Here is a 22,113-nt window from a genome sequence, read left to right on the forward strand (position 1 = left end):
AAGCGGAACCGACGGTCCTACGGCGCCGAGTGCTCGGCGGCAAAAGCGTCGACACGGGCGTACGCCAGCTTCGGCGTCCAGTCCCGATGAAGCAATCCGAAGTTCTGCTCGACGTCCGAGGTGTCGGTTCCCGAGTCGCGCAGTGAATACACGAATGCGGGGCCGAGCCAGTCGGTGCCCAGGACTGCGTCGAGAATGATGCCGATGGTGTCGGATTGAACCTGCTCGGACACGCTGTTCGGGTTGGTTCCTGTCGGTGCACCGAATTCGGTGATCCAGATCTGCTTGTGCGAGTCACCGCCCGCGACCATGACATCCCGCATGGGCCACATCTTCATGGCGGTATTCCACGACGACGTGCCGGGATCGTTCGGGAGATACGGCCACGTGTACGGGTGGACGTTGAAGGCATCGAAGTACAGATTGGCTCCCTGCTCGTACATCGAGGACAGGAAGGTCGTCCCGGTGATGTTGCCCTGTGTGGTCTCGGCCGGAGCCATCCCGCCCGCGAGCACAGTGGAGTTGGGTTGAACCTGCTTGATCGCTTGATACGTCGCGCGTAGCAGCGCCGAGTAGGCAGCCACGTCGGGGGCCGGTGCGAAGAACGACACGAGGTTCGGCTCGTTCCACACCTCCCACAGGCTCATTCGGTCCTGGTACCGCTGGACGACGGTGCGCGCGAACGACGCGAATTGGGCGGGGTCAGCCGGTCGCGCATGCGGGTTGTCGATCGCGGCGGGCACGCGAGCCCACCGCGGCGTGTAGCCCACGATGCCGTACGGGCACATTCCATGGGCGACGACGGCATCGATGATGCGGTCGCTCAGCGCCCAGTCGAACGCGCCGCGAGTCGGCTCGATCAAGCCCCAGTCCAAGTCGAGTCGGACGGCGAAGGCACCTGCGTCCTTGGCCAAGGAGAGCTCACGATCGAGGTCCGTCGAGGACAGGCTCGCGATTGCTGCACCCGGTGATACTCCGATACGGACAGCGTCGGACTCTCCACCACACTGGGCTGGACTCGACTGCGTTCTCGCGACGGGGGCTGCGCCGGCTCCGGGAGTCGCCACGAACGACAGCATCAGAGCCGCCAGAACCGCAGTAGACCGGAGAGCTGCATTCGCTGACATCTGCAGATGCTAGCAACAAAGGCGCGCAGTCATTCACGAATGGATTGTCATACGTATTGTGGCAAAGGCGCAGCACTTTCGAGAACCGAAAGGTACCTTCTTGCGGCAGTCATCGGTACGACAACATTGCCTGTACTACCATTTGCCCAATGACTACAGGCTTTCCCGGTTTCGACGAGCGTCTGAACGAGCTACTCGCCCGGCAAGCGGAGAAATCCGGGCTTTCCACCGAAGAATTCGTTCGGCGCGCAGTGGTGGACCGACTCGTTCGTGAACTGTCCGACGATCAGGACTCCGACGTAGGTGCGTTGCTGCGAGCTTTGCAGGCCGCCTCGGAGAAAGGCGTCGAACCGGTCGAGGTGACGCGGGCATTCGGTACCCCGATCGACGACCCCGAGAGGCTGGCAGCAGTGACTCGGACAGGGTTGATGGACACCGGATCCGACGCCGGCTACGACCGGATCGTCGCGATGGTCGCCGATGCATTGAACGCTCCGTCGGCCGCATTCTCGCTTCTCGACGACAAACGTCAGTACTTCAAGAGTGCACTCGGACTGCCGTCGGAACTCGATGGCGCGCAAGAGGTTCCCCTCGAAACGTCCATCTGCCGTTATGCGATCGATCTGGGCCAGCCGCTGGTGGTAGAGGACGCGAGACTCAACGACGCCCTCAAGGATCATCCGGCGGTCCAGAGCAATCTGTTCGTTTCCTACCTCGGAGTTCCACTCGTCGACGACGACGGCCATTCTGTGGGCACCCTCTGCGTGTGGGATCGACAGCCGAGGCAGTGGACCACCGGTCACATCCAAATTCTGCAGGATTTGGCCTGGATTATTCGAGAGCGAGTTTTCGATTAATGGCCGTTTTTCCTGTCGGCTAATACGTTTTTCGGCACTCACCCGACTTCGAGTTTTTTTCATGAAGTCGACCGGGTGACCTCTTTCTGGGCGGTATACATTGAATGGGATATTCAGGACGAACCCACTCGAAACTAGCCACCGGGAAGAAGCTGTGCCCGAAACACTGGAATCACCGCACACTCGCCCGCGGGCCACCGACCCCGACGCCGTCGTGGCCCGTCGCACACTCGTGGACAGACTTCGAGTCGATCCGTTGAACACCGCGATCACCGTCGCAGTCGACGTGCTCGCCGGAACCATCGCGCTCGTGGGCGCACTGCTGTGGTACTCCGGCAGCCTCACCGAGACCGGTTGGCTGCCCTGGCTTTATCTACCGCTACTGATCCTCGTTCTCGCCGGTAAGTCCATGTACCGGCGCAGCCTCCGTCGCAACTTCCTCGACGAAATCGGCCCGGCAGAGACGGCAGTCGCTTTCGCGTCACTCGCCCTGCTGGTCGCGATGTTCCTGGCCGACACGGACTACCGACCCAGTGCGGTCGTGCTGCGTCTGTGGTTGCTCACAGCGTTCACCGTCGCTATCGCTCGCCTGATCCGTGTTGTCATTCAGCGCTTGATCCGTTCGAGGTTCGGCTCCGCGGCACCGACCATCGTCCTCGGAAACGATCCGATTGCCCACCAACTCGTCGCGCGCACAAGACAGTTCCCAGAGTACGGTCTCGCCCCGGTCGGTTATATCGGCGAGGCACCGATCGCCGATGTTTCACCGGGCAGTGGAGTGCCCGATCTTCCGTACCTCGGTTTGCCCGGCGACTTCGAGACGGTCGCCCGCAAAACCGGTGCCGAGGAGTTGATAGTCGCATTTGCGCCGACCGAAGACCGAGAGTTGGTCGGTGCCATCAGAATTGCGCACCGACTCGGTATGCGAGTCTGGGTAGTTCCCAGGTTGTACGACGCGGTCGGCGGCAACACCCGAGTCGAGCACATCGGCGGCCTGCCGTTGATGGTGCTGCCGCACGTGAACCCCAAAGGCTGGCAGTTCGCCCTCAAAGGTGTTCTCGATCGAGTCCTGACCGCGTTCGGTCTCCTGCTGCTCTCCCCCGTCTTCCTGACGCTGATGCTGCTCGTGCGCCTGAGCTCCCCCGGCCCGATCTTCTTCGCGCAGGAGCGAATCGGGCGTGACGGCTTGCCCTTCGATTGCCTGAAGTTTCGTTCCATGCGGCCCCCGCGCGCGTCGGACGCCGTGTTCGAGCGCAAGGCCGGGGACGCACCCGGTGGCGTCGAGGGCGTCGACCGGCGAACGCGCATCGGCAAGATCATGCGTCAGACTTCGTTGGACGAACTACCCCAGCTTCTCAACGTCCTTCGCGGCGATATGAGCCTGGTCGGCCCGCGGCCGGAAAGGCCCGAGTACGTCGATCTGTTCGAGATGCAGATCCGTCGGTACGGCGAGCGCCATCGGGTGAAGGCCGGCGTGACGGGATGGGCTCAGGTTCACGGACTTCGCGGCCAGACATCGATCGCCGACCGCGCAGAATGGGACAACTACTACATCGAGAACTGGTCCGTTTGGCTCGACGTCAAGATCCTCTTCCTGACGGTTCTGGCCGTTCTCAAGCGCGCCGAGGACTGACCGTGTTCTGCACCCGATACGAGCGCGGGCAGCACGTTCGGGTCGTCCGATGATCACCTACGTCGCTCTCGCCTTCGGCGCAGCGCTAGTCCTCGCACTCGGTTGCGTGGTGGCACGCGCAATCTACCGGCGACCGCAGCGCGGAGTGTTGCTCTTGGCGGCGCTGGTTCCACTGCACGGACTTCTCGTTCTGGTCCCGCTTCCCGGAGTCGTATCCGGCTGGAAAGAGGGCCTCGTCGTCTTCACGGTGCTGTGTGCATGGATGCGTCGACCACGACACGTCCATGGCTCGACGCCGCGGGTGTTCATGCCATGGTGGCCCGCGGCGGCTCTGTTCGTCGTATTCGGCAGCGTCTCCGCGTTCGCGACGTTCGGCATCGTCGGCGTATTCGGGATCAAGGTGACGTTCTTCTACGTGCTGTTGGTCGTCGTGATGTGGCTCGCGCCGTTCGACGCCGAAGACCGCGACCACCTCGTCTCCCTCCTCATGGGTATGGGTGTCTTCACCTCGGTGGTCGGCATCGCACAGCTGGTGGCCGGACCGGCGGCACTGGTGTCGCTGGGCTACGAGTACGGCACGCAGGTCCGGACTTCCGGTGGACTACTGCGCACGTTCAGCACGTTCAACCTGCCGTTCCCCTTCGGCCTGTACGTGATGTTGGCGTTGCTCGTGGGCGGTGCGGTAGCGCTGGCCGATCCACGCCGTCGTCGAAATACGCTGTTCCTCTGCGCGTCTCCGATGATGGTCGTAGCGATGTCCAGTTCGATCGTTCGAGGAGCGATTCTCGGGCTCGCGGTCGGGTTGATCTACTTGATCGCGGTGCGCTTCCGCTACCTCGCTGCGCCACTCGCTCTCGTTGCAACGGCCGTAGCGGTCGCAGTGCCCTTCGTTCCCAAGATCACGTCGGTCTTCTTCTCGTCGAGCAGCCTGGGTCAACGTGGCGACGGCTGGGCCAACATCATCGCCAGTATCCTGATCCATCCGGTCGGAACGGGACTGGGATCGAGCGGGTCTGCGGCAGACCGCATTTCCACCGCCGAGGGTGTTGCGTTCACGCAGTCCGGGCTTTCGACCAACTACCAACCCGACAACTACTACGTGAAGGCTCTGCTCGAACTGGGGCCGATCGGCCTGTGGGCAGTGGTGGCCCTGCTGGTGACGTCGCTGCTGTGGTGCACGCGTCTCTCGCGTGCACTGCCGGGTGCAGACGGTGCCCTTGCGCTCGGGGTAGGAGCCTCGATCGTCGCGGCCATGTTCGCGAGCCTCGTCTCCACGTATTTCGAGATCTTTCCGATCGATGTCTATTTCTGGCTCTTGTTAGGAGTGGTGGGATGCGCAGCAGCGCAACACGAATCGTTTTCGGGGCGCTCGCCCTCCGGCCGGGCGGAAGCGGCGTACAGACCTACATTCGCGAGCTCCTGAACGAACTACCTCAGTGTCTGCCCGGAGCAGAACTCGCTGCGGTCGTCCAACGCGACGCCGTCGGGGAACTGTCGCCCGCGGTCCGCGCGATCGAACGACCGGTCACCAGTGGTGCGGCTCGCGCAGTGCTCGGTGCCCTGCCGGTCGAGCAGTGCGACGTCATGCACGGCCTCGACGTCGACCTACCGTTCTTCACCACAGCGTTCACTGTCGCGACAGTCCACGATCTTTCGGTCATCGACATGCCGTCGGCGTCGAGCCGTTTCCGTGCACTGGGTGAACAGCGATTGGTGCGGCGCGCCCTACGCCGCGCCGATCTGCTCGTGGCGGTCTCACAATTCACCGCGGATCGGATCAAAGCTGTCAGCGGGCGAGACGCCACGGTGGTCGGCTTGGCACCCGCTGCGTGGGCCACCGTGCCCACCGAGGCCCGCATCGACGCCGTTCGGTCGAAATACGACCTACCGGATCGGTTCGTCATTCAGGTCGGAACGGTGGAGCCTCGCAAGAACGTTCAGCTGGTAGCCGATGCTGCAGAGAGCCTCGGAGTCCCCTGCCTGCTGGCCGGAGCAGGCTCGACCGGGCCGGATGCTCCCCGTAATTCGCGAGGTCTCGGATACGTCGACGTGGAAGACTTGTCCGCCCTCTACGCCGCCGCGACCATCACCGCGTACGCCTCGCGGTACGAGGGGTACGGTCTGCCGCCCGTCGAGGCCATGGCCTCGGGTGGAGCGGTCGTCGCCAGTGCAGTTGGTGCCCTTCCCGACGTCGTCGGAGACGGTGCAATTCTCGTCGGATCGGAGAACATGGACGATTGGGTGGATGCTATGAAACCCATCGTCTTCGACGCGGATGCCAGGGCAGCGCTGGTCGACGCGGCGGCCGACGCATCCCGTGAGATCAGCTGGCGCCGAACTGCGGAGCTCACCGCCGACGCGTATCGCGCTGCGGGCGTGGCCTGATGTCCGACGAGCTCGCGCTCGACGGCACCGAACAACCCCCGGACTACCGGGCGATCGCTGCCGATCCGAAAGCAGCAGCGAAGGCCACCATCGCGGTTCTCATCAGCCGAGTGATCATTGCTGCGCTCGGCTGGGTCGGTAGCGTCATCATCGCAAGATCGCTCGGAGCGGAGGAATGGGGTCAGTTCAGCTTCGTCTTCGCGCTGCTCGGTCTGATGTCCGTCGTGACCGATCTGGGAGTCGGACGCGTCGTGCTGGCGAAGTTGATGGACGACGATCCCGAGGAAATCGGTCGCACTGCGTCGTCGTTCCTCGCTCTGCGAACCGCTCTCGGATTGGTGGGATACGTACTGGCCGTCGCATACGTTCTCCTGCTGCAGTATCCGAGCGAGGTCGTCCTGGCGACCGTTCTGGGTGGGCTGGTGGTGGTCTTCGCCACGCCGGGGCACGCCTTGAGCGTGCTGTTCCAGAGCCGTCACCGATTGGTCCTGGTGGCTGTGGCCGAAAGTGCCGGTCAAGCAATTCAATTGGCGTTGACGGTGTTGGCAGCCGTATTGGCCCCCACCCTGCTCATCTTCGTACTTCCAGCAGTGGTCAACGAGGTGTTCAAACTGGCCACCAAGGGTTTCGGCATCGGTAACCGGTCCATCGGGCTCCGACCGTCGCGGCACATCGAAGTGCGTCGCTGGGGTCCGTACCTGAGAGAGGCCGTGCCGCTCGCGATCGGCTTCGCCCTCACCATTGCCATGCTCAAGATCGACATGCTGATGCTCAGCCTCCTCGACACGTTCGAGGCTGTGGGTCTGTACTCCATCGGTTACAAATTCTCGGACATGATCGATACCTTCGTGTTGGCGGCGGTGGCACCGATCAGCACCCTCCTCGTCGCGTCGTGGCCCCACGACACCACGGCTTTTCGAGCGCGCTCCCGTTCGGCTGCACTGCTGTTCGCCCTGTTCGGCGCGATGGCAGTTGCGGCGTTCGTTCCGTCGGCCGAGCCGTTGATCGGCCTGCTGTACGGCGACAGCTTCGTCGACGGAGCTCACGCGGCGCGTCTGCTCGTGATCGGCGCAGCGCTGATGTCGTTGGTGATGCTCGGCATCTTCCTGCTCGCATCGGCCGGTATGCAGCGCCACTACCCAGTGGTCGCGCTGGTCGGTCTGGCCCTGAACATCGGGTTGAACCTCGTCCTGATCCCCCGCATGTCGTACGACGGAGCTGCAATCTCGACAGTCGCGACGATCGGAACCACCTTGATACTGCTGTGGATCGTGATCGGACGCAGTATGCCCGTATCCAAACTACTTCCAGTGCAATCACTTTCGGTAATTCTAGTGGTAACCGCGGCCACGACGGCGGGCGGTTGGTCACTGGTGCAGCACTACCCCGAACTATGGCTGCTGATATCGGTTGCGGCGGCAATACTGGTCGCGGCTTCGCTGTATGCGTTCGTCGCCATCGGACTCGTCGAGTCGCCTCTACCCGGATCGGCAGAGAAAGGACGACACCGTGCGCTCTCCGAGTGAAGACATCGAACACAGCGGACACAACGCCCGCTTCGGACCCGGACTCCCAGAGCCGAGGTCGGCTTCCGGGTGGATAACAAACCGATACACTTTTTCCGCGAATGTTGTTGATGTGCAGTTCCATTCACCACCGGCACGGTTACGCGAACAGAGCTCGCGCCCGGCTATCATCGAGTCCGTCGGCTTTACCCATCACCGAAGCGGTACATCCGCTCGCATCGACGACGGAAGGATAAGCGGTTGATGTCCGTCCACGATGCCGTCCACCGAGGCGATGTTCCACCCCCTATCGATCTGGCGGGACACATGCGCGAACTCGGTCGCGCCCTGCTGCCGGCTCTGATCGTCGCAGTGCTGGTTGGTGCAGGCGTTTTCTACGTCAGGAGTGAACTCACCGACAAGCAGTACGCCGCATCGATCGTCGCCGAGATCAAGCCGGCCCAGACTCTGGTACCGGGTGATGCGTTCATCGAACAGATGCGCGCGCCGTTCATCGAGTTGGCCACCGACAGTGGCGTGCTCGATCAGGTCCTCACCGAGGTCGATGCCGACATGGATGCCACGGAACTGGCATCGAGCGTGGAGCTCTCGCCCGGCACGTCACCCGCGCTGCTGACCGTGACGGTGACGACCGGGTCTCCGGCGCTCTCTGCAGATCTGGCTCGAGCAATGGTGTCGGCGATGGCGAGCACGTCGAGTGCCAATGCACTCCGAGACTCGCAGGAGCGGACGGACGAGGGGCAGTCCGCCATCGATGCACAGCAGTCGCGGGTCGACGCGCTACCGGCCGACGATCCGAGTAGGCCGGCCTCTCTGTCCGAGCTGGCCGAACTACGCACGCGCCAAAGCGAACTCGAAGCCACTGCGAGCGGAGATCAACTGGTCGTGTTGTCCAATCCCGAGCAGAGCAGCGCTCCGGTGTCGCCGAAACCGGTGTCGGAGGCACTCGTCGCGGCGCTCGCTGCGCTCATCGTTGCGGCCGAACTGATCGTGCTGCTTCGAGGACGTCTCGGCCGCAAGCCTTCCCGCTCCTGGGCCCGTCGGGTATCCCGCAAGTACGGTGCACATTTCGATCCGGCGACCGGCGACGCAATTCCACCCGCCGTTGCATCGCGGATCGCTGCGCTCGAGCGTGGTGACCGTCCCGCTTCGAGGGGCGCTCGGCACGCTGTACCCAAGGGCGACAGTGTTGTCCTTCTGCTGGTGGGTGAAGGTGCAGCCTTCGAATCTGCACATGGCGAGGGTCAGGCCACTGGAGATCGGCGCGCCACTGCAGAATTCGGTTTGTCCGAGCAGTGGTGGCAGTACACCGACGTGGGTGAGGTCGAGACGGTCGTGGTGCTGGTGTCGAAGCGTGGACGAGACAAGAAGGCAGCAACTGCGGCACTACGTCGACTGGACCACTTCGACATTCCAGTTCACCTCGTGCTGCAGAACAAGAACTCGTCCAGACGCGTCGAACAGACCGCGCAGCCGATCGCGCCGGAGGGCCAACGCCATGCCAGCTGACAGAATCGCCGTTGTACACGAACGATTCACCGAGATCGCCGGATCCGAACACGTCATCGAACAACTCGCCCTGCATTGGCCCGAAGCCGAGGTGTTCGCGCCAATCTCGCGCCCGTCCGGCGTTCCGGACGGCATCGGTCGCGGACCGCACGTATCCGGACTCAATCGTGTGTACAACGCGCTGGGCCAGCGGTCGTACGCACCCGTTCTGCCGATGATGCCGTTGGCGTTCCGTCGCATGCCACTGAAGGGTTACGACGCAGTCGTGGTGAGCCACCACGCCTTTGCAACACAGGCCGTGTTCGCCACCGACTCCCCCGTGATCGCCTACGTTCACAGCCCTGCACGGTGGGCGTGGGACCCCGAACTGCGCGCAGGCGAAGGCGGCGGCAGAGCCGGAGCGACGATTCTGACGGCGCTGTCGGCCGTGGCCCGTCGATGCGAGATCGCTGCCGCACCGAAACTGACGACCGTGGTGGCCAACTCGACGGCCGTCGCGCGCCGGATCGAAGAATGGTGGGGCCGAGACGACGCCGTGGTGGTCCATCCGCCGGTGGACACCCAGGGCTTCACTCCTGACCCGTCGATCGAGCGGGAGAACTTCTTCCTGCTCGCCGGCCGACTGGTCCCCTACAAGCGTCCCGACATCGCGGTGCGCGCTGCCGCCGAGGCCGACGTGCCCCTCGTGGTGGCGGGAGACGGCCGTGCGATGGACGCCTGCCGGGAACTGGCCGGACCGAAAACGACCTTCTTGGGACGGGTTTCACACGAGAAACTACTCGAGCTTCATCGAACGACGCGTGCCCTGCTGATGCCCGGAGTAGAAGACTTCGGCATCGTCCCCGTCGAGTCCATGGCAACAGGAACCCCGGTCATCGCGCTGGGTGACGGCGGTGCCATGGACTCCGTGATTCCAGGCAAGACCGGCCTGCATGTGCAGCCGGGCTCCGACGAGGCAGTCGTCGCCGGGTTCGCCGAGGCGATGCGTTCGTTCGATCCCGCAGACTACGATCGCGCAGCTATTCGGACCTGGGCGGAGGGCTTTTCGCGGGCCAACTTCCGCAGTCGAATGCAGGAGGTAGTCGATGCCGTCCGCTGAGGCCACCTACCGCTCGACCGCGTTGGATCGTGTCTTCGCCGACACTCGGATAGTGACGGCAATCGGACCCGTCAGGGGCCTCGACGTCGAGCGCACGCGTGCGACGCTCATCGCCGCCGAACACGTCGACGCGGCACCGCACATTGCGCTGGAGCCACGAGCGGATGCACGACAGTGGCGGTATCGCAACGACATCGCCGGCAACAATGTAGTCACGGGCAGCGGGGCCACCGACGACCTGGGCCAGATGCTGACCGACATTCGGCACCGGGACGGTTCACCGAGCCCACTCGAGGTGGTCGTGTTCGGCGACCACCTCGCAGTGGACTACTCGCACGGGATCGGGGACGGCCAGATCGGCGTCATGATGCTGGCGGCCTTCTGTGATGATGCCGAGGGGACCTTGGTGCCCGGCCTCGCTGCGGGGTTACCGTCGAGCACTACCTGGAAAGCACTGTGGCGACACTACTCTCGCAATCCCAGGACGCTGGTGGACTTCTGGAAGTTGCGTGCGCGCCATCGGATCGAGGCCGGCCCCACGTCCACTCCCCGTCGTCGCATCGAGAATTGGGAAACCGCCAAAGTCAGCCGCGCCGGGTACATGAGCCCAACCAGAGTCGAAGAACTCAAACACTGGACGGCCGAGAACATGCCCGGAGCGACCGCGGCGTCGGTCTCCATCGCGCTGTGGGCCGCAGCGCTGCGGGCGGAATCCGTCGACGTCGCCGATCACGTCATGGTGCTGTTCAACAGTCGGCGTTATCTCGATCCGTCGCTGCAGAATTCGCACGGGAACTTTGCTGTCGGCATTCCACTTCACCTTCCCGCACACACGACGCCCGTCGGCATCGCCGCGGCAATGCGTGAGGTGATCGAATCCGGCTGGCCCATCGCAGTACTGGGGATGTCACATCTCCGCGATGTGGCGTCGCGCATCAGGCGTTCGGCACAGACGCACAACGAGAATGCGGTCGTCGAGGTGCCCGATACGTTGCGACTGGCCGTCAGCGACCTCGGACGCGTCCGAGTGTTCGACCACCTCGACTGGGCCGACGACGGCAGACCCCGGCAAATGGCCGCATCACTCGAACCGGACGGCCCGGACGGTTGCACCATGCTCATCGCCGAGATCGCCGGCGGGCGTACGTACACGGCCTCGTTCTGCAGCAAGATGGTCGACGCCGAGGTGATGGACGCGGCGTTGCGGAGAATGTGCGAAGACCCTGTGGCACTGCTCCGCGATGTGTACTGATCCGCCAGAACCACCTTTGCCGCACAGACGGGCTCGCTCATGACCTCTGGATCGACAGTGCTGTTCCTCGCCCACACCGGGCAGGTCTCCGGTGCCGAAAAGGTTCTGCTGGATCTGATCGACGAGGCCGAGCGGCGCGGCCACGACACTGTCATCGCCTGCCCCAACGGGCCACTGGCCGATCGGATTCCCGACACGACGCGACACATCCCGATCGGCGAACTCGGTCTGGGTGGCGAACGAGGAGCGGCCAGGGGCATCGCCGCGATTCGCATGGTGGCGAGGTGGGTCACCGCATCGCGTGCGGTCCGCGCGATCGCCCGCCAACCGGATACGGCCACCGTCGTCAACTCGCTCTTCGCCCTCCCGGTCGCCACCCTGTCTCGCCCACCCCGAGGCGCGTCATGGCTGGTCCACGACACTATGACGTCCCTCAAACAGCGTCTGGTGGTCCGCTACGCCCGCTCCGCAATACGGGTAGCGGTATCGGTCTCGGACGCCACGGCAGTACCACTGCGTGCGGCCGGCCTTCCGGTGGTCGTGTCGCACAACGGAGTCCAGTGGCCGGTACCTCGCTTGGGCGGAGAACTGCATTCCCCGCCGGTCGTCGGGATCCTCGCCCTCCTCACGCCGTGGAAGGGCCACCGAGTACTGCTCGACGCAGTGGCCGCGATCCCCGATATTCGGGTCGAACTGGCAGGGGGCAGCTTTCCCGGTGATCGCGAGTACGTGGCGGAACTCCACGAGCGCGCATCTCGACCCGACCTCGCGGGCCGGGTCGAGTTCCTCGGACACACCGACGCACCGTCTGCGCTGAGCAGATGGGATGTGGTCGTCTCGGCAAGTACGTCACCGGAGGCCGGTCCATTATCGGTGCTCGAAGCGATGTCGTACGGACTGCCGGTGATCGGAACCGACCATGGCGGTACCCATGAATTCCTCGCCGACGGTGCCGGAATTCTTGTCGAGCCCGGTGACGCCGCTGCCCTCGCCGGTGCAATCTCGTCCGTCGTCGGCGATTCGGATCGTCGACGAGCACTCGGAAGCGCCGCGCGATACCGAGTCGCAAGCCGCCACGACATCAGTGAGACTCTCCCCGAACTATTGGCACGTCTGACCAGCTGACCGATGCGCCGAACGGGCAAGATCGGAGTCGGGTCTCGGCGAAAATAGAACCTCGGCGCTCATGGCTGTGTTTCAATCGGTTGCCGAATGGAACGATAGGGGCCGAAATGACTCGTGCTGCGATCAGATCGAACGAGCATTACCAGTGGGGAATCGGGGTGATGGCCTCTCTCGCCATCACCACTGTCGTCAGGCGCATCGTTTCGGCTGCTGCGCTGTCCATGGCCGTGGTGGTCACCCTCGAGCTGGCGTTCGGCTACGGCGCGACCACAACGCTCCCGTCGATCGTGCAATGGACGTCGATGATCGCCGCGTACATCATGGGCGCGTTCTGGTGGTTCGGTCCGTGGCCGACGCTTCGGCAGGCGTTCGCGTTCGTCGTCATTGCCGACATCGCGATTTTCGCGGCCACCATCACTGCTAATTTCGAGCCCGAGGTCACCCTCGGAAAATGTACTTTCCTCATTCCCATGGGAATGCTCGCCGGATTCTTCTTCGACAAGTGGCGTCTGGCCGCCCACATCGCACTGTGCCTGCTCGGCACGTCCATCGTTGCGGTGTACATCGTGTTGGAGCGGGATGTGGACACATTCGTCGCGATCGTTCTGTGGGCACCGATCGTGGTGACGCTGACCGGCTTCGTGCTGATGCTCCAGGCCACGTCGCAGTCCACTCGCCTGGAGTTCGAGTAACGACCGGACACTCGATCAGAACGTCAGTAGGACCTTGCTCGATCGAGACGCGTCGGCAGCCAGCGCAAAGGCGTCGAGCGCCTCCGCTACGGGATACTCCGCAGTGATGACGGCTTCGACGTCGAGAGAGCCGTCCGCCAACGCCTCGATGACATCGTCCATCTCGTCGTTGAAACGGAACGAACCGACCAGGTCTATCTCGCGGGTGATCGCCAGCGACACCGGCACCGGCTGATCCCCCGCTGGCGGTAGCCCGACCATGACCACTCGCCCGCCGCGCATGGTGCCGTCGATCGCCGAAGCGAGCCCGCGGTGGTTGCCCGAGCACTCGAACGTGACGTCCGCCTCCACGGAGGCGATTGCCGAGGACTCGCGAGCATCGATAGTTCGATGCGCCCCGAGTGCACGTGCCACGTCGAGCGAGAAGTCCGTCAGGTCGGCCGCCACGATGTGTGCCGCACCCGCCCGCGCGGCGACCGCCACGATGAGGGCACCGATCGGGCCGGTGCCCACGACGAGGACGGTCTTGCCCGAGACGCCGGCGGCTCGCTCGACGGCGTGCCAGGCGACGCTCGCAGGCTCGGCCAGCGCTGCGATCCTCAGATCGAGTCCCTCGGGCAACGCTCTGAGCATCCGTGTCGGGACGGCGACGTGCCCGATGAAGAGTCCGTCGTTGTGCGGTACCTGCGCGGCGCTGCCCATGTACCGACACCCGGGCGAGAGGTTCGGACGATCCGCCGGATACTTCGCGCCCGTTCCGCCCGGTGTTGCCGGGTGGACCGTCACCGTGGTGCCCTCGACGGGTCCGCTGCCATCCTCGGCACGGCGAACCACCGTTCCCGATGCCTCGTGGCCCAACCTCATCGGCGCTTTCAACACCGATTGCCCTGCCGCGCCGTGCTGCCAGTAGTGGAGATCCGAGCCGCAGATCCCGCCGTAGGCGACGGCAATGATGGCCTCGTTCGGTGCCGCGGCTGTCACGACCACGGTGTCGAGACGAAGGTCGTCGGCGGCGTGAGCGATCAGGGCAACGGTCTTCTCCGGAACCTGCACTGCTTCGGTCATCGTGGCTCAGACCTTGCCGAGTACGGGATCGGTCGCATTGGCCGGATCGGTCAGGTCCCTGTCTCGGGTTTCCGGAGCGAACGACGCTGCCGCGAGCACCGAGATTGCCATGATCATCATGTAGACGGCAACGGGAACCCAGGATCCGGAGAACGCAGTGATCAATGCGGCGCACAGCAGGGGGGCGATGCCGCCGCCGAACACCGATGCGAATTCACGGCCCAAAGTCACTCCGGCGTAACGGTATCGGGCTCCGAACATCTCCGGGAAGTAGCTCATGGTGACACCGACGGCACCCTGGCACGCCAGGATGAATCCGATGATCATCACCACTGTGATCAACACGTGCGAGCCGGTGTTCAATGCCATGAAGGTCGGGAAGGGCAGCACCACGAGAAGGCTGACGATGCCGATGTACACCGGCTTGCGGCCGACCTTGTCCGAGAGCCAGCCGAAGCCCCACGCCGCGATGCCGCCGCAGATCGCGCCGATGAGCAACACCTTCGGGATGAACGTGGCGTCGACGCCGATGTCGTTCTTCATGTACGAGGCCATGAACACCTGATAGGTGTAGGACTGTGCACTGATGCCGACGGTCATGAACATGACGATGAACAGCGGGCGCTTGCCGTTGGTGAACACTTCCTTCACCGGTGCCTTGGGGCGCTCCTGCGCTGCCTTGAGTTCCTGGAAGACCGGGGACTCGTTGAGCTTGCGTCTGATGATGAACGCGGCAATGGTGACCAGAATGCTGCTGAGGAAGACCATCCGCCAACCCCAGGACATCAACTGATCGTCGGGAAGCAATTGGGCCAGAATCCAGGCGATGGCTCCGAGCGCAGTACCGAGAGCCGCACCCGTCATGACGAGGGCCGCGAGTCTTCCGCGTTTACCTATCTCGGCAGTCTCGGTGAGAAGGGTTGCACCACCTGACTGTTCGGCACCGGCGCCGAATCCTTGGAAGAACCGGCACAGCACCAGCAACACCGGGGCCAGCAGCCCCACCTGCTCGAAGGTGGGCAGCAGTCCGATGGCCATCGTCGCGCCGCCCATCAACATCAACGTAGCCACCAGAACCCACTTGCGACCGAGTCGATCACCGTAGCGGGAGAAGAACAGTCCGCCCAGGGGACGAGCGAGGAAGCCGACGGCATAGGCGCTGAAGCTGGCAATGATGCCCGCCGCCGGAGAGATGTTGGGGAAGAACAGTTTGTTGAAGATTAACGCCGACGCCGTGCCGTAGATGACGAAGTCGTACTGCTCGAGCGTGGTGCCGATGAGGCCTGCCCACGCTGCGCGGCGCACCGCGGTCGGGTTGTGCTTGGCCGGAGCAATTCTGGGAGAGTCCGACGGTTCTGTGGTCGTGTCCATGGTTGTCCTCGGGTGAAGTGACGGCCTGAGCCGAACGAAGGAGAAAGAGTCAGTCGAGTGTGGTCCGGGATGCTGTGACGACAGGGCGGAGCGAAGAACTCGCCGCTTCGACGGCTGCTGCCATCGGACCGTGACGGACAACAGTATCCATCAATTCCGCAGTGCGTGTGATGAATTCGGGAAAGTGGGCCAATTCGACGGGGAGGATGTCACCGCGTTCGAGTACCGAACGAACGACATCTTCACTGGACGCTGCCGAGGCGGCAAGTCCTGCCAATCGCGCACGTGCTGGGTCGGCCATCGCACGTGCGTGCGGGCCTGGATCGAAACCGTCGGGAGGGCATACGCAGCAGAGATACGCAGCCAATGTCAACGAGAGATATTGCGGTACAACACCGTTGCGCAGGTGGTACAGCGCTGGTGTCGGGATTCTCTGCGCGAGTTTCGCCGAGCCGTCGGAACCTACCTGTGCCGTCCTGTGGCCCAGAGCGGAGTTGGACCACCGTACGAACAGCTGGGCGATGTAGTCGTCGATGTCCACCCCGTCCGGCACGGGCACGGTCGGGAGATACTCGTCGATCAGCAATGCTCGGGCCGCAGCCTCGACAAAAGGGCGACCGATCGAGTCCGGAATTGTCGCGCAGCCATCGAGTGCGCCGAGATATGCTATGAGAGAGTGTGTTCCATTGAGCAGTCGAACTTTCATCAGTTCGTACGGCTCGACGTCGTCGGCGAAGACTGCACCGCCGGCTTCCCACTGGGGACGCCCCGCGGCGAATTTGTCCTCCATCACCCACATCGTGAACGGCTCCGCCGGTACAGCAATGGTGTCCACAGCGCCCAATCCGGCGGTGGACTCGGCGTCGTACGACGATCTGCTGGACGGGACGATGCGATCGACCATGGAATTGGGGAACGTCACCGCCGTTGCCAGCCAGTCGATCACATCGTCCGCACCGCAGCGGGTAAGGAATTGGCGTACGAGAGCGGCGGTGCGATCACCGTTTCCCAGCAGGTTGTCGCAGCTGGCCACCGTGATCGGAGCACCGTGAGTTCGAGCCCGTACCGACAGGGACCGCGCCAGCTGTCCGATAGTGGTGGTCGGTACCTCTGTCCGCGACAAATCCTGTTGCACTGCAGTCGATTCAACATCTAGCGCGCCCGTCTTGGACGAGAAAGTGTAGCCGAGCTCCGTGACGGTGATCGTGACGATCCGAACGTTCTGGTCCGCGATGGCAGCCACGACGGCGGCGGGGTCGTGGGCCGCCACCATGACTCCGGTGTGCGCTCCCGGCACACCGACTCGCGCGCCGGACGGCGAAATCTCGACGACGCCGTACAGCAGGTCCTGGGCGAGCATGGCATCGGTGACCGTACGAGATCTGTTGGCGACGCCCAGGATTCCCCAGGATCCACCATCCCGCTCCAATGCCGCGGCGGTGTACACGGCTTGATGCGCGCGGTGGAAGTTGCCCAGTCCCAGGTGCACGATTCCGGTTCCGTCCGGCCTTACGGGAACGAGTCCCGAACCGGCGAGCGCCGAACGGGACAGTCTCGGTTCGATCATCTCGTCACCAATCCGTCATGGAGCCGTCGAGGCGACGCGCAACCGGTAGATATGCGGGCTCGTACGGGTGTCTCGCCGCCAACGACTCGTCCATGTCGACGCCGAGACCGGGCGCATCACCCGGGGTGAGGTAGCCGTCGGCGAACGACCATGCGTGCGGGAACACTTCGTCGACCAGCGGGTCGTAGCCCATGAATTCTTGAATGCCGAAGTTCGGGGTCGCCATTCCGAGGTGCACGCTCGCGGCGAGGGTGATCGGCGAGACGTCGGACGGTCCGTGGGGCCCGCAGCGCACCTGATGCACCTCGGCGAGCGAGAAGATCTTGCGCACATGGCTGATGCCGCCGGCATGCGCGATGGCGACGCGGATGAAGTCGATCAGCTTCTCGGAGATCAACTGCTGGCAGTCCCAGATGGTGTTGAACACTTCACCGATGGCGAGCGGGGTGGTGGTGTGATGACGCACCAGCCGCAGGGCGCTCTGGTCCTCAGCGGTGGTGACGTCCTCGAGCCAGTACAGGTCGACGTCTTCGAGCGACTTACCCAGTCGCGCAGCCTGTTGCGGTGTCAGTCGGTGGTGCGCGTCGTGCAACAACTTCAGCTCGGACCCCACGTGGTCTCGCACAGCTGTCAGCACTCCGGGGACGTGATTGAGGTAGGCGTCGGTATCCCACAGCTCCTCCACCGGAAATGCTCCGCGCCCTGCGGGTTCGTAGCCCTGCGCTCCCCGGTGCACGCCGTACACGGAATCGAGTCCCGGCACCCCGGACTGGGCGCGCACCGCACGAAAGCCCTGAGCCCGACGCCGATCGACCGAATCGATCAGTTCCGCGGTGTCCCAGCCGGTGGCATGGGTGTACGAGAGAATGCGGTCTCGGACGGCTCCACCGAGTAGCTGGTACACCGGTTGGCCCAGCGTTTTTCCCTTGATGTCCCACAGCGCGAGATCGACTGCACCGATCGCGGCCATCGTCACCGGGCCGCGACGCCAGTAGACACCGCGGTAGAGGTACTGCCAGGTGTCCTCGATACGCGCCGGATCTCGACCGATGAGCAAGGGAGCGGCGTGATCCCGTAGGTAGGACGCGACGGCAAGTTCCCGGCCGTTCAATGTCGCATCGCCATAACCGACGACGCCGTCTGCGGTGGTCAATTTCAGAGTGACGTAGTTGCGAGCGGGGCTGCAGACGATCACGTCCGCGGCGATGATCCGATCGGTCATGAGATCGGTACCTCTGCGGTGAAGTTCTCTCCGGCAACCACATTGGTCAGGGATTCGCTCGCTGCGAGTCGACCGATGTTGGCAGTGATGTCGTCGACCCTGCCTTGAAAGGTTTCACCGGTGATGCCGGAGGAATGGGGTGTCATGAGGACGTTGGGCAGGGTGCGAAACGGACGCGGCGAGGGCGCACCGATGCCATCGGGCGACGGGTAGTCGTACCAGACATCGATGGCGGCACTGCCGAGCGAGCCGGTGGACAGCGCCTCGAACAGCGCGTCCTGTTGCACTAGCGGGCCACGTCCGACGTTGATCAGTACCCCGTCGGGTCCGAGGGAGGCGAGTTCCGTGGCACCGATCATGCCGGTGGTGCGCTCGTTCAGTGGCGCGGACACCACGACGACGTCTGCTTCGATCATGAGATCGGACAGGCGGTCCGTCGATGCAGCCCAGGCCAATCCGTTCTCGGACGCATTCACCGATCCACTGCCGGTGACCGCGATGCCAGTGCACCCGAACGCCCGCAACAAAGCCCACGATCGAGCGCCGATGTGACCGAAGCCCACGAATCCGACGGTAGCCGAACCCAACGAACTGGACTGCCGAAGTGTCCGGTCGTAGACCGGAGACGACCACCTGTCTTCTCGCAGTTGCCGGTCCTGCTCGAGGAATCCGCGTCGGAGCAATACTGCCGTTGCGGCAGCGTACTCGGCAATCGAACGCTCGTGGTGAAATGTGTTGGCCACCAGGGTGTGCGGATTCAAGGCGTCGAAGTCCACGCCGTCGGTGCCGGCTCCGGCGACATGCACCAACCGCAGCTCCGGCGATGCCTCGGCCAGGGCGGCCGGGAACTTCCCGCCGACGTACACGGTCGCATCGGCGATGTCGGCAGCAATCGCATCGATGTCGAAACTGTCGTGCCAAGACAGGTCGACGCCGGGGACGACCCGGTCCTCGAATCGCTTGCGATGGGGCAGAAGGTTGGAATCTGCGATGACGACCTTCACTTCGAATCGTCCTTTCCTGGACCGAGAGTGCGGTTGTGAACGGGACCGGACGAGCCCCGGACCACGAGTTGGGTGGGGAGATGAATGGTGCGCGCCGGGGAATCGGGCTCGGCTGCGCGTTGGAACACCAGATCGGAGCTGACGAGGCCCGCACGGCCCATCGGAACGTTGATGCTCGTCAGCGCAGGATGCGCCAGATCGGCGAGAGGCGAATCATCGATGCCGATGACGCTGAGGTCCCCGGGAACCGTCAGACCCATCGACCGGACTCCGTTCATGACGCCGATGGCCATGGGGTCGTTGTGAGTCATGACAGCAGTGGCTCCAGTGGCGACGACGCTGGCAGCGGCGGCGTGACCGCCCGCCAGGGTTTCCTGCTGCCAACCGAGAACGTCCAGCACGATTCCTCTTGCCGCACAGAACTGTTCGACGGCCTCGACGCGTCGCTCGTTGGACCAGGACCGCGGTGAACCCTGGACGTACGCCAGATGCGAATGACCCAGAGCTGCGAGGTAGTCCACGGCCTGCCGAATTCCATCCTCCGAATCGGCTACGACGCAGTCGCATTCCTCCGAGGATCGGTTCACCAGCACCAGCGGGGTATCGCCGGCAAGTTGCACGATGTCCTCCGCGGGCAGACGCGGCGCACAGACGATCAGCGCGTCGACCCGACCCTGCAGCTCACCGATCACCTCACGCTCTCGATCAGAGCTTCCGTCGGTATCGGTCAGGACGATCGTCTGCCTACGATGCCAGCCCTGAGCCTGCGCGGACTTGACGAAGCTCGCGAAGACCGTGTGGCCGATATCGGGCACGACGACAGCAACTGTTGTCGCGGCAACACGGGTGTCCGACGATCGGCCAGAGGCCGCGACGTAGCCGATCTCATCGGCGACGGCGATGATCCGGGCCAGCGTGTCTGCACCGATACGGTCCGGATTGCTGAAGGCGCGCGACGCCGTCGACAACGACACACCTGCTTGTTGCGCCACCTGCGTGAGGGTGGGTGCCATGGTTCACCTCGAATGTCGTTTGTGATTCTGAGCACAACAGTTGCAGATATTGCGCAATATTGTCAACACCTTGCGCAAGCCTGGAGATTGCGGCTCGCCCGTCTTTGACAGACTCGACCCGACAGCTCGACCGGCGAACAGGAGATCCACCGTGCGCACCTTTCCCCTCCCCCATACCGGCACCAGCGTCTCGAGCATCGTGCTCGGGTTCATGCGCATCACCGATCTGGACCGTGACCGGATCAGAAGGTTGGTGGACACCGCCCTCGACGCTGGGGTCACCGTGTTCGACCACGCCGACATCTACGGCGGTACTCCGCACACCTGCGAGAAGCTGTTCGGGGATGCGGTGACGCTGACCCCTACCCAGCGCGAGCGAGTCGACATTCAGAGCAAGGTGGGCATTCGCGAAGGCTGGTTCGACTTCTCCCAGGACCACATCGTCGCCACGGTCGAGAACTCCCTCGCTGCTCTCGGCGTGGATCATCTGGACACACTTCTCCTGCACCGACCCGACGCCCTCGTCGAGCCTGAGGAGGTGGCGGCAGCGTTCGACGCGTTGCACACCTCGGGCAAGGTCCGCGGCTTCGGCGTCTCCAACCACACACCCGGACAGATCGAGCTGCTGAAAACTGCTGTGAAACAACCGATTCTGTTCGATCAAGTGCAACTGAGCCTCGTGCATTCTCCGCTGATCGCGGCCGGCCTGACCGCCAACATGAGCTCGGAGGATCAATCGATCGATCGGGACAACGGTTTGTTGGACTACGCACGGACGCGGGGTATCACTCTGCAGGCGTGGTCACCCTTCCAGAGTGGGACCACCTCCGGCGTCTTCGTGGGCGACCGGCTGAATTATCCCGAACTCAACACCGCACTGGATGAGATTGCCGAGTCGCACGGCTCGACCCCGTCGGCGATCGCGACAGCATGGATCACGCGGCATCCGGCGAACATCCAGGTGGTGTTGGGCACCACGAACCCCGATCGAGTGGTCGAGGCCGCGGCTGGTTCGGACGTACGTTTGACCAGGCAGGAGTGGTACCGACTCTTCATCGCCGCTGGTCACACCTTGCCCTGAACGTCGCTCAGCTGCGTCATATCTGCTGTGACCGTTTTGTTATTCACTCGCTATCGTTCCGTGATGAAGAGGCCTCGATACGGTGACGTTGCGCTGTCACGATTACTGCACGGCACGCGAAGGAACCTGTAGCCCTCGGGTTCCACCCAGAGCCTGCCGGTCGCTTGGCCATCCGAACTGAGAGGTTCGCATCGTGACTGTTTCCGATTTCACCGACGTTCGTTTCACCCCCGCTCGAACCGGTCAGCGCTACACGATCGGGACAGAGTCCTACACCCCTGACCTGACTGTCGTTCGCGCCGCCGGCGAGTTGGACATGAGTGCACGAGCAGATCTGGTGTCGTCCCTCGACCGCGCCCTCGAGGCCGAATGCGTTGTGTTGCTTGACCTGTCATCGGTCGAATTCATGTACTCGGGAGCTGCGAGCGTGATCGTCGATGCTGCCGAACGCTCCCATGGCCGCCTGGAGGTCTTCGCTCCCACGCGCCCGGCGCGCAGAGTGCTCGATGCACTTGGTGCTCACACGATCGGTGCGTACCCGACCCTAGGCTGAGTCTCGAGGTTTGCCTACGGAGACAACCGGCA

Annotated in this window: 19 protein-coding genes; 12 read left to right on the top strand and 7 right to left on the bottom strand. The window is 63.7% G+C overall.

The window, feature by feature from the left end; all coding sequences use genetic code 11:
• Positions 1-17: 17 nt before the first annotated feature.
• Positions 18-1,127 (bottom strand): endo-1,4-beta-xylanase, encoded by a 1,110-nt coding sequence (locus tag AC5WEY_RS19040; RefSeq protein ID WP_495647071.1) that lies wholly within the window; start codon positions 1,125-1,127, stop codon positions 18-20.
• 149 nt (positions 1,128-1,276) lie between these two features.
• On the opposite strand from AC5WEY_RS19040, the gene AC5WEY_RS19045 reads away from it, so the two are divergent.
• The 10 genes from AC5WEY_RS19045 to AC5WEY_RS19090 all read left to right on the top strand — a co-directional run bounded on the left by AC5WEY_RS19045 (position 1,277) and on the right by AC5WEY_RS19090 (position 13,205).
• Positions 1,277-1,984, top strand: coding sequence for a GAF domain-containing protein (locus AC5WEY_RS19045; protein ID WP_495647072.1), 708 nt, complete (start codon positions 1,277-1,279; stop codon positions 1,982-1,984).
• 166 nt (positions 1,985-2,150) lie between these two features.
• On the top strand, positions 2,151-3,617 hold the full coding sequence (locus tag AC5WEY_RS19050) for a sugar transferase (RefSeq protein ID WP_495647172.1): 1,467 nt from the start codon (positions 2,151-2,153) through the stop codon (positions 3,615-3,617).
• 49 nt (positions 3,618-3,666) lie between these two features.
• A complete protein-coding gene (locus AC5WEY_RS19055; protein WP_495647073.1) occupies positions 3,667-5,040 on the top strand; it encodes an O-antigen ligase family protein in 1,374 nt (457 codons plus the stop codon).
• Entirely contained in the window at positions 4,950-6,002 is a 1,053-nt protein-coding gene (locus AC5WEY_RS19060) for a glycosyltransferase (RefSeq protein ID WP_495647074.1), read from the top strand. Before AC5WEY_RS19055 ends, AC5WEY_RS19060 begins: the two co-directional genes overlap by 91 nt.
• The gene (locus AC5WEY_RS19065; RefSeq protein WP_495647075.1) at positions 6,002-7,528 is read left to right on the top strand and encodes a flippase; all 1,527 of its coding nucleotides are present in this window, start codon (positions 6,002-6,004) and stop codon (positions 7,526-7,528) included. The genes AC5WEY_RS19060 and AC5WEY_RS19065 overlap by 1 nt, the downstream gene beginning before the upstream one ends.
• Positions 7,529-7,771: 243 nt before the next feature.
• Positions 7,772-9,037 (top strand): YveK family protein, encoded by a 1,266-nt coding sequence (locus AC5WEY_RS19070; protein ID WP_495647076.1) that lies wholly within the window; start codon positions 7,772-7,774, stop codon positions 9,035-9,037.
• Positions 9,027-10,136 carry a glycosyltransferase gene (locus tag AC5WEY_RS19075; RefSeq protein ID WP_495647077.1) on the top strand — a complete coding sequence of 370 codons (1,110 nt, stop codon included), beginning with the start codon at positions 9,027-9,029 and terminating at the stop codon, positions 10,134-10,136. The genes AC5WEY_RS19070 and AC5WEY_RS19075 overlap by 11 nt, the downstream gene beginning before the upstream one ends.
• Positions 10,123-11,388 (top strand): hypothetical protein, encoded by a 1,266-nt coding sequence (locus AC5WEY_RS19080; protein ID WP_495647078.1) that lies wholly within the window; start codon positions 10,123-10,125, stop codon positions 11,386-11,388. Before AC5WEY_RS19075 ends, AC5WEY_RS19080 begins: the two co-directional genes overlap by 14 nt.
• Positions 11,389-11,427: 39 nt before the next feature.
• Positions 11,428-12,513, top strand: coding sequence for a glycosyltransferase family 4 protein (locus AC5WEY_RS19085; RefSeq protein ID WP_495647079.1), 1,086 nt, complete (start codon positions 11,428-11,430; stop codon positions 12,511-12,513).
• A 107-nt stretch (positions 12,514-12,620) separates the two neighbouring features.
• A complete protein-coding gene (locus AC5WEY_RS19090) occupies positions 12,621-13,205 on the top strand; it encodes a giguanylate cyclase (protein ID WP_495647080.1) in 585 nt (194 codons plus the stop codon).
• Between the two features lie 15 nt (positions 13,206-13,220).
• Here AC5WEY_RS19090 and AC5WEY_RS19095 read toward each other — a convergent pair whose 3' ends face one another.
• The 6 genes from AC5WEY_RS19095 to AC5WEY_RS19120 are packed head-to-tail and all read right to left on the bottom strand — an operon-like array spanning position 13,221 to position 20,447.
• A complete protein-coding gene (locus tag AC5WEY_RS19095; RefSeq protein ID WP_495647081.1) occupies positions 13,221-14,270 on the bottom strand; it encodes an L-idonate 5-dehydrogenase in 1,050 nt (349 codons plus the stop codon).
• 6 nt (positions 14,271-14,276) lie between these two features.
• On the bottom strand, positions 14,277-15,641 hold the full coding sequence (locus tag AC5WEY_RS19100; protein WP_495647082.1) for an MFS transporter: 1,365 nt from the start codon (positions 15,639-15,641) through the stop codon (positions 14,277-14,279).
• 49 nt (positions 15,642-15,690) lie between these two features.
• Positions 15,691-17,208, bottom strand: a complete 1,518-nt coding sequence (locus tag AC5WEY_RS19105; protein WP_495647083.1) for a mannitol dehydrogenase family protein — start codon at positions 17,206-17,208, stop codon at positions 15,691-15,693.
• A 4-nt stretch (positions 17,209-17,212) separates the two neighbouring features.
• Positions 17,213-18,430, bottom strand: coding sequence for a D-mannonate dehydratase ManD (manD, locus tag AC5WEY_RS19110; protein ID WP_495647084.1), 1,218 nt, complete (start codon positions 18,428-18,430; stop codon positions 17,213-17,215).
• Positions 18,427-19,434, bottom strand: a complete 1,008-nt coding sequence (locus tag AC5WEY_RS19115) for a 2-hydroxyacid dehydrogenase (protein ID WP_495647085.1) — start codon at positions 19,432-19,434, stop codon at positions 18,427-18,429. Before AC5WEY_RS19115 ends, manD begins: the two co-directional genes overlap by 4 nt.
• Positions 19,431-20,447: a LacI family DNA-binding transcriptional regulator gene (locus AC5WEY_RS19120; RefSeq protein ID WP_495647086.1), complete on the bottom strand. Its 1,017-nt coding sequence runs from the start codon at positions 20,445-20,447 to the stop codon at positions 19,431-19,433. The genes AC5WEY_RS19115 and AC5WEY_RS19120 overlap by 4 nt, the downstream gene beginning before the upstream one ends.
• 151 nt (positions 20,448-20,598) lie before the next feature.
• On the opposite strand from AC5WEY_RS19120, the gene AC5WEY_RS19125 reads away from it, so the two are divergent.
• Complete coding sequence (locus tag AC5WEY_RS19125; RefSeq protein WP_495647087.1) at positions 20,599-21,528, top strand: aldo/keto reductase; 930 nt, start codon at positions 20,599-20,601, stop codon at positions 21,526-21,528.
• Between the two features lie 193 nt (positions 21,529-21,721).
• Positions 21,722-22,081 carry an STAS domain-containing protein gene (locus tag AC5WEY_RS19130; protein ID WP_495647088.1) on the top strand — a complete coding sequence of 120 codons (360 nt, stop codon included), beginning with the start codon at positions 21,722-21,724 and terminating at the stop codon, positions 22,079-22,081.
• Positions 22,082-22,113 lie beyond the last annotated feature (32 nt).

Source organism: Rhodococcoides sp. S146-33 (assembly GCF_059489205.1).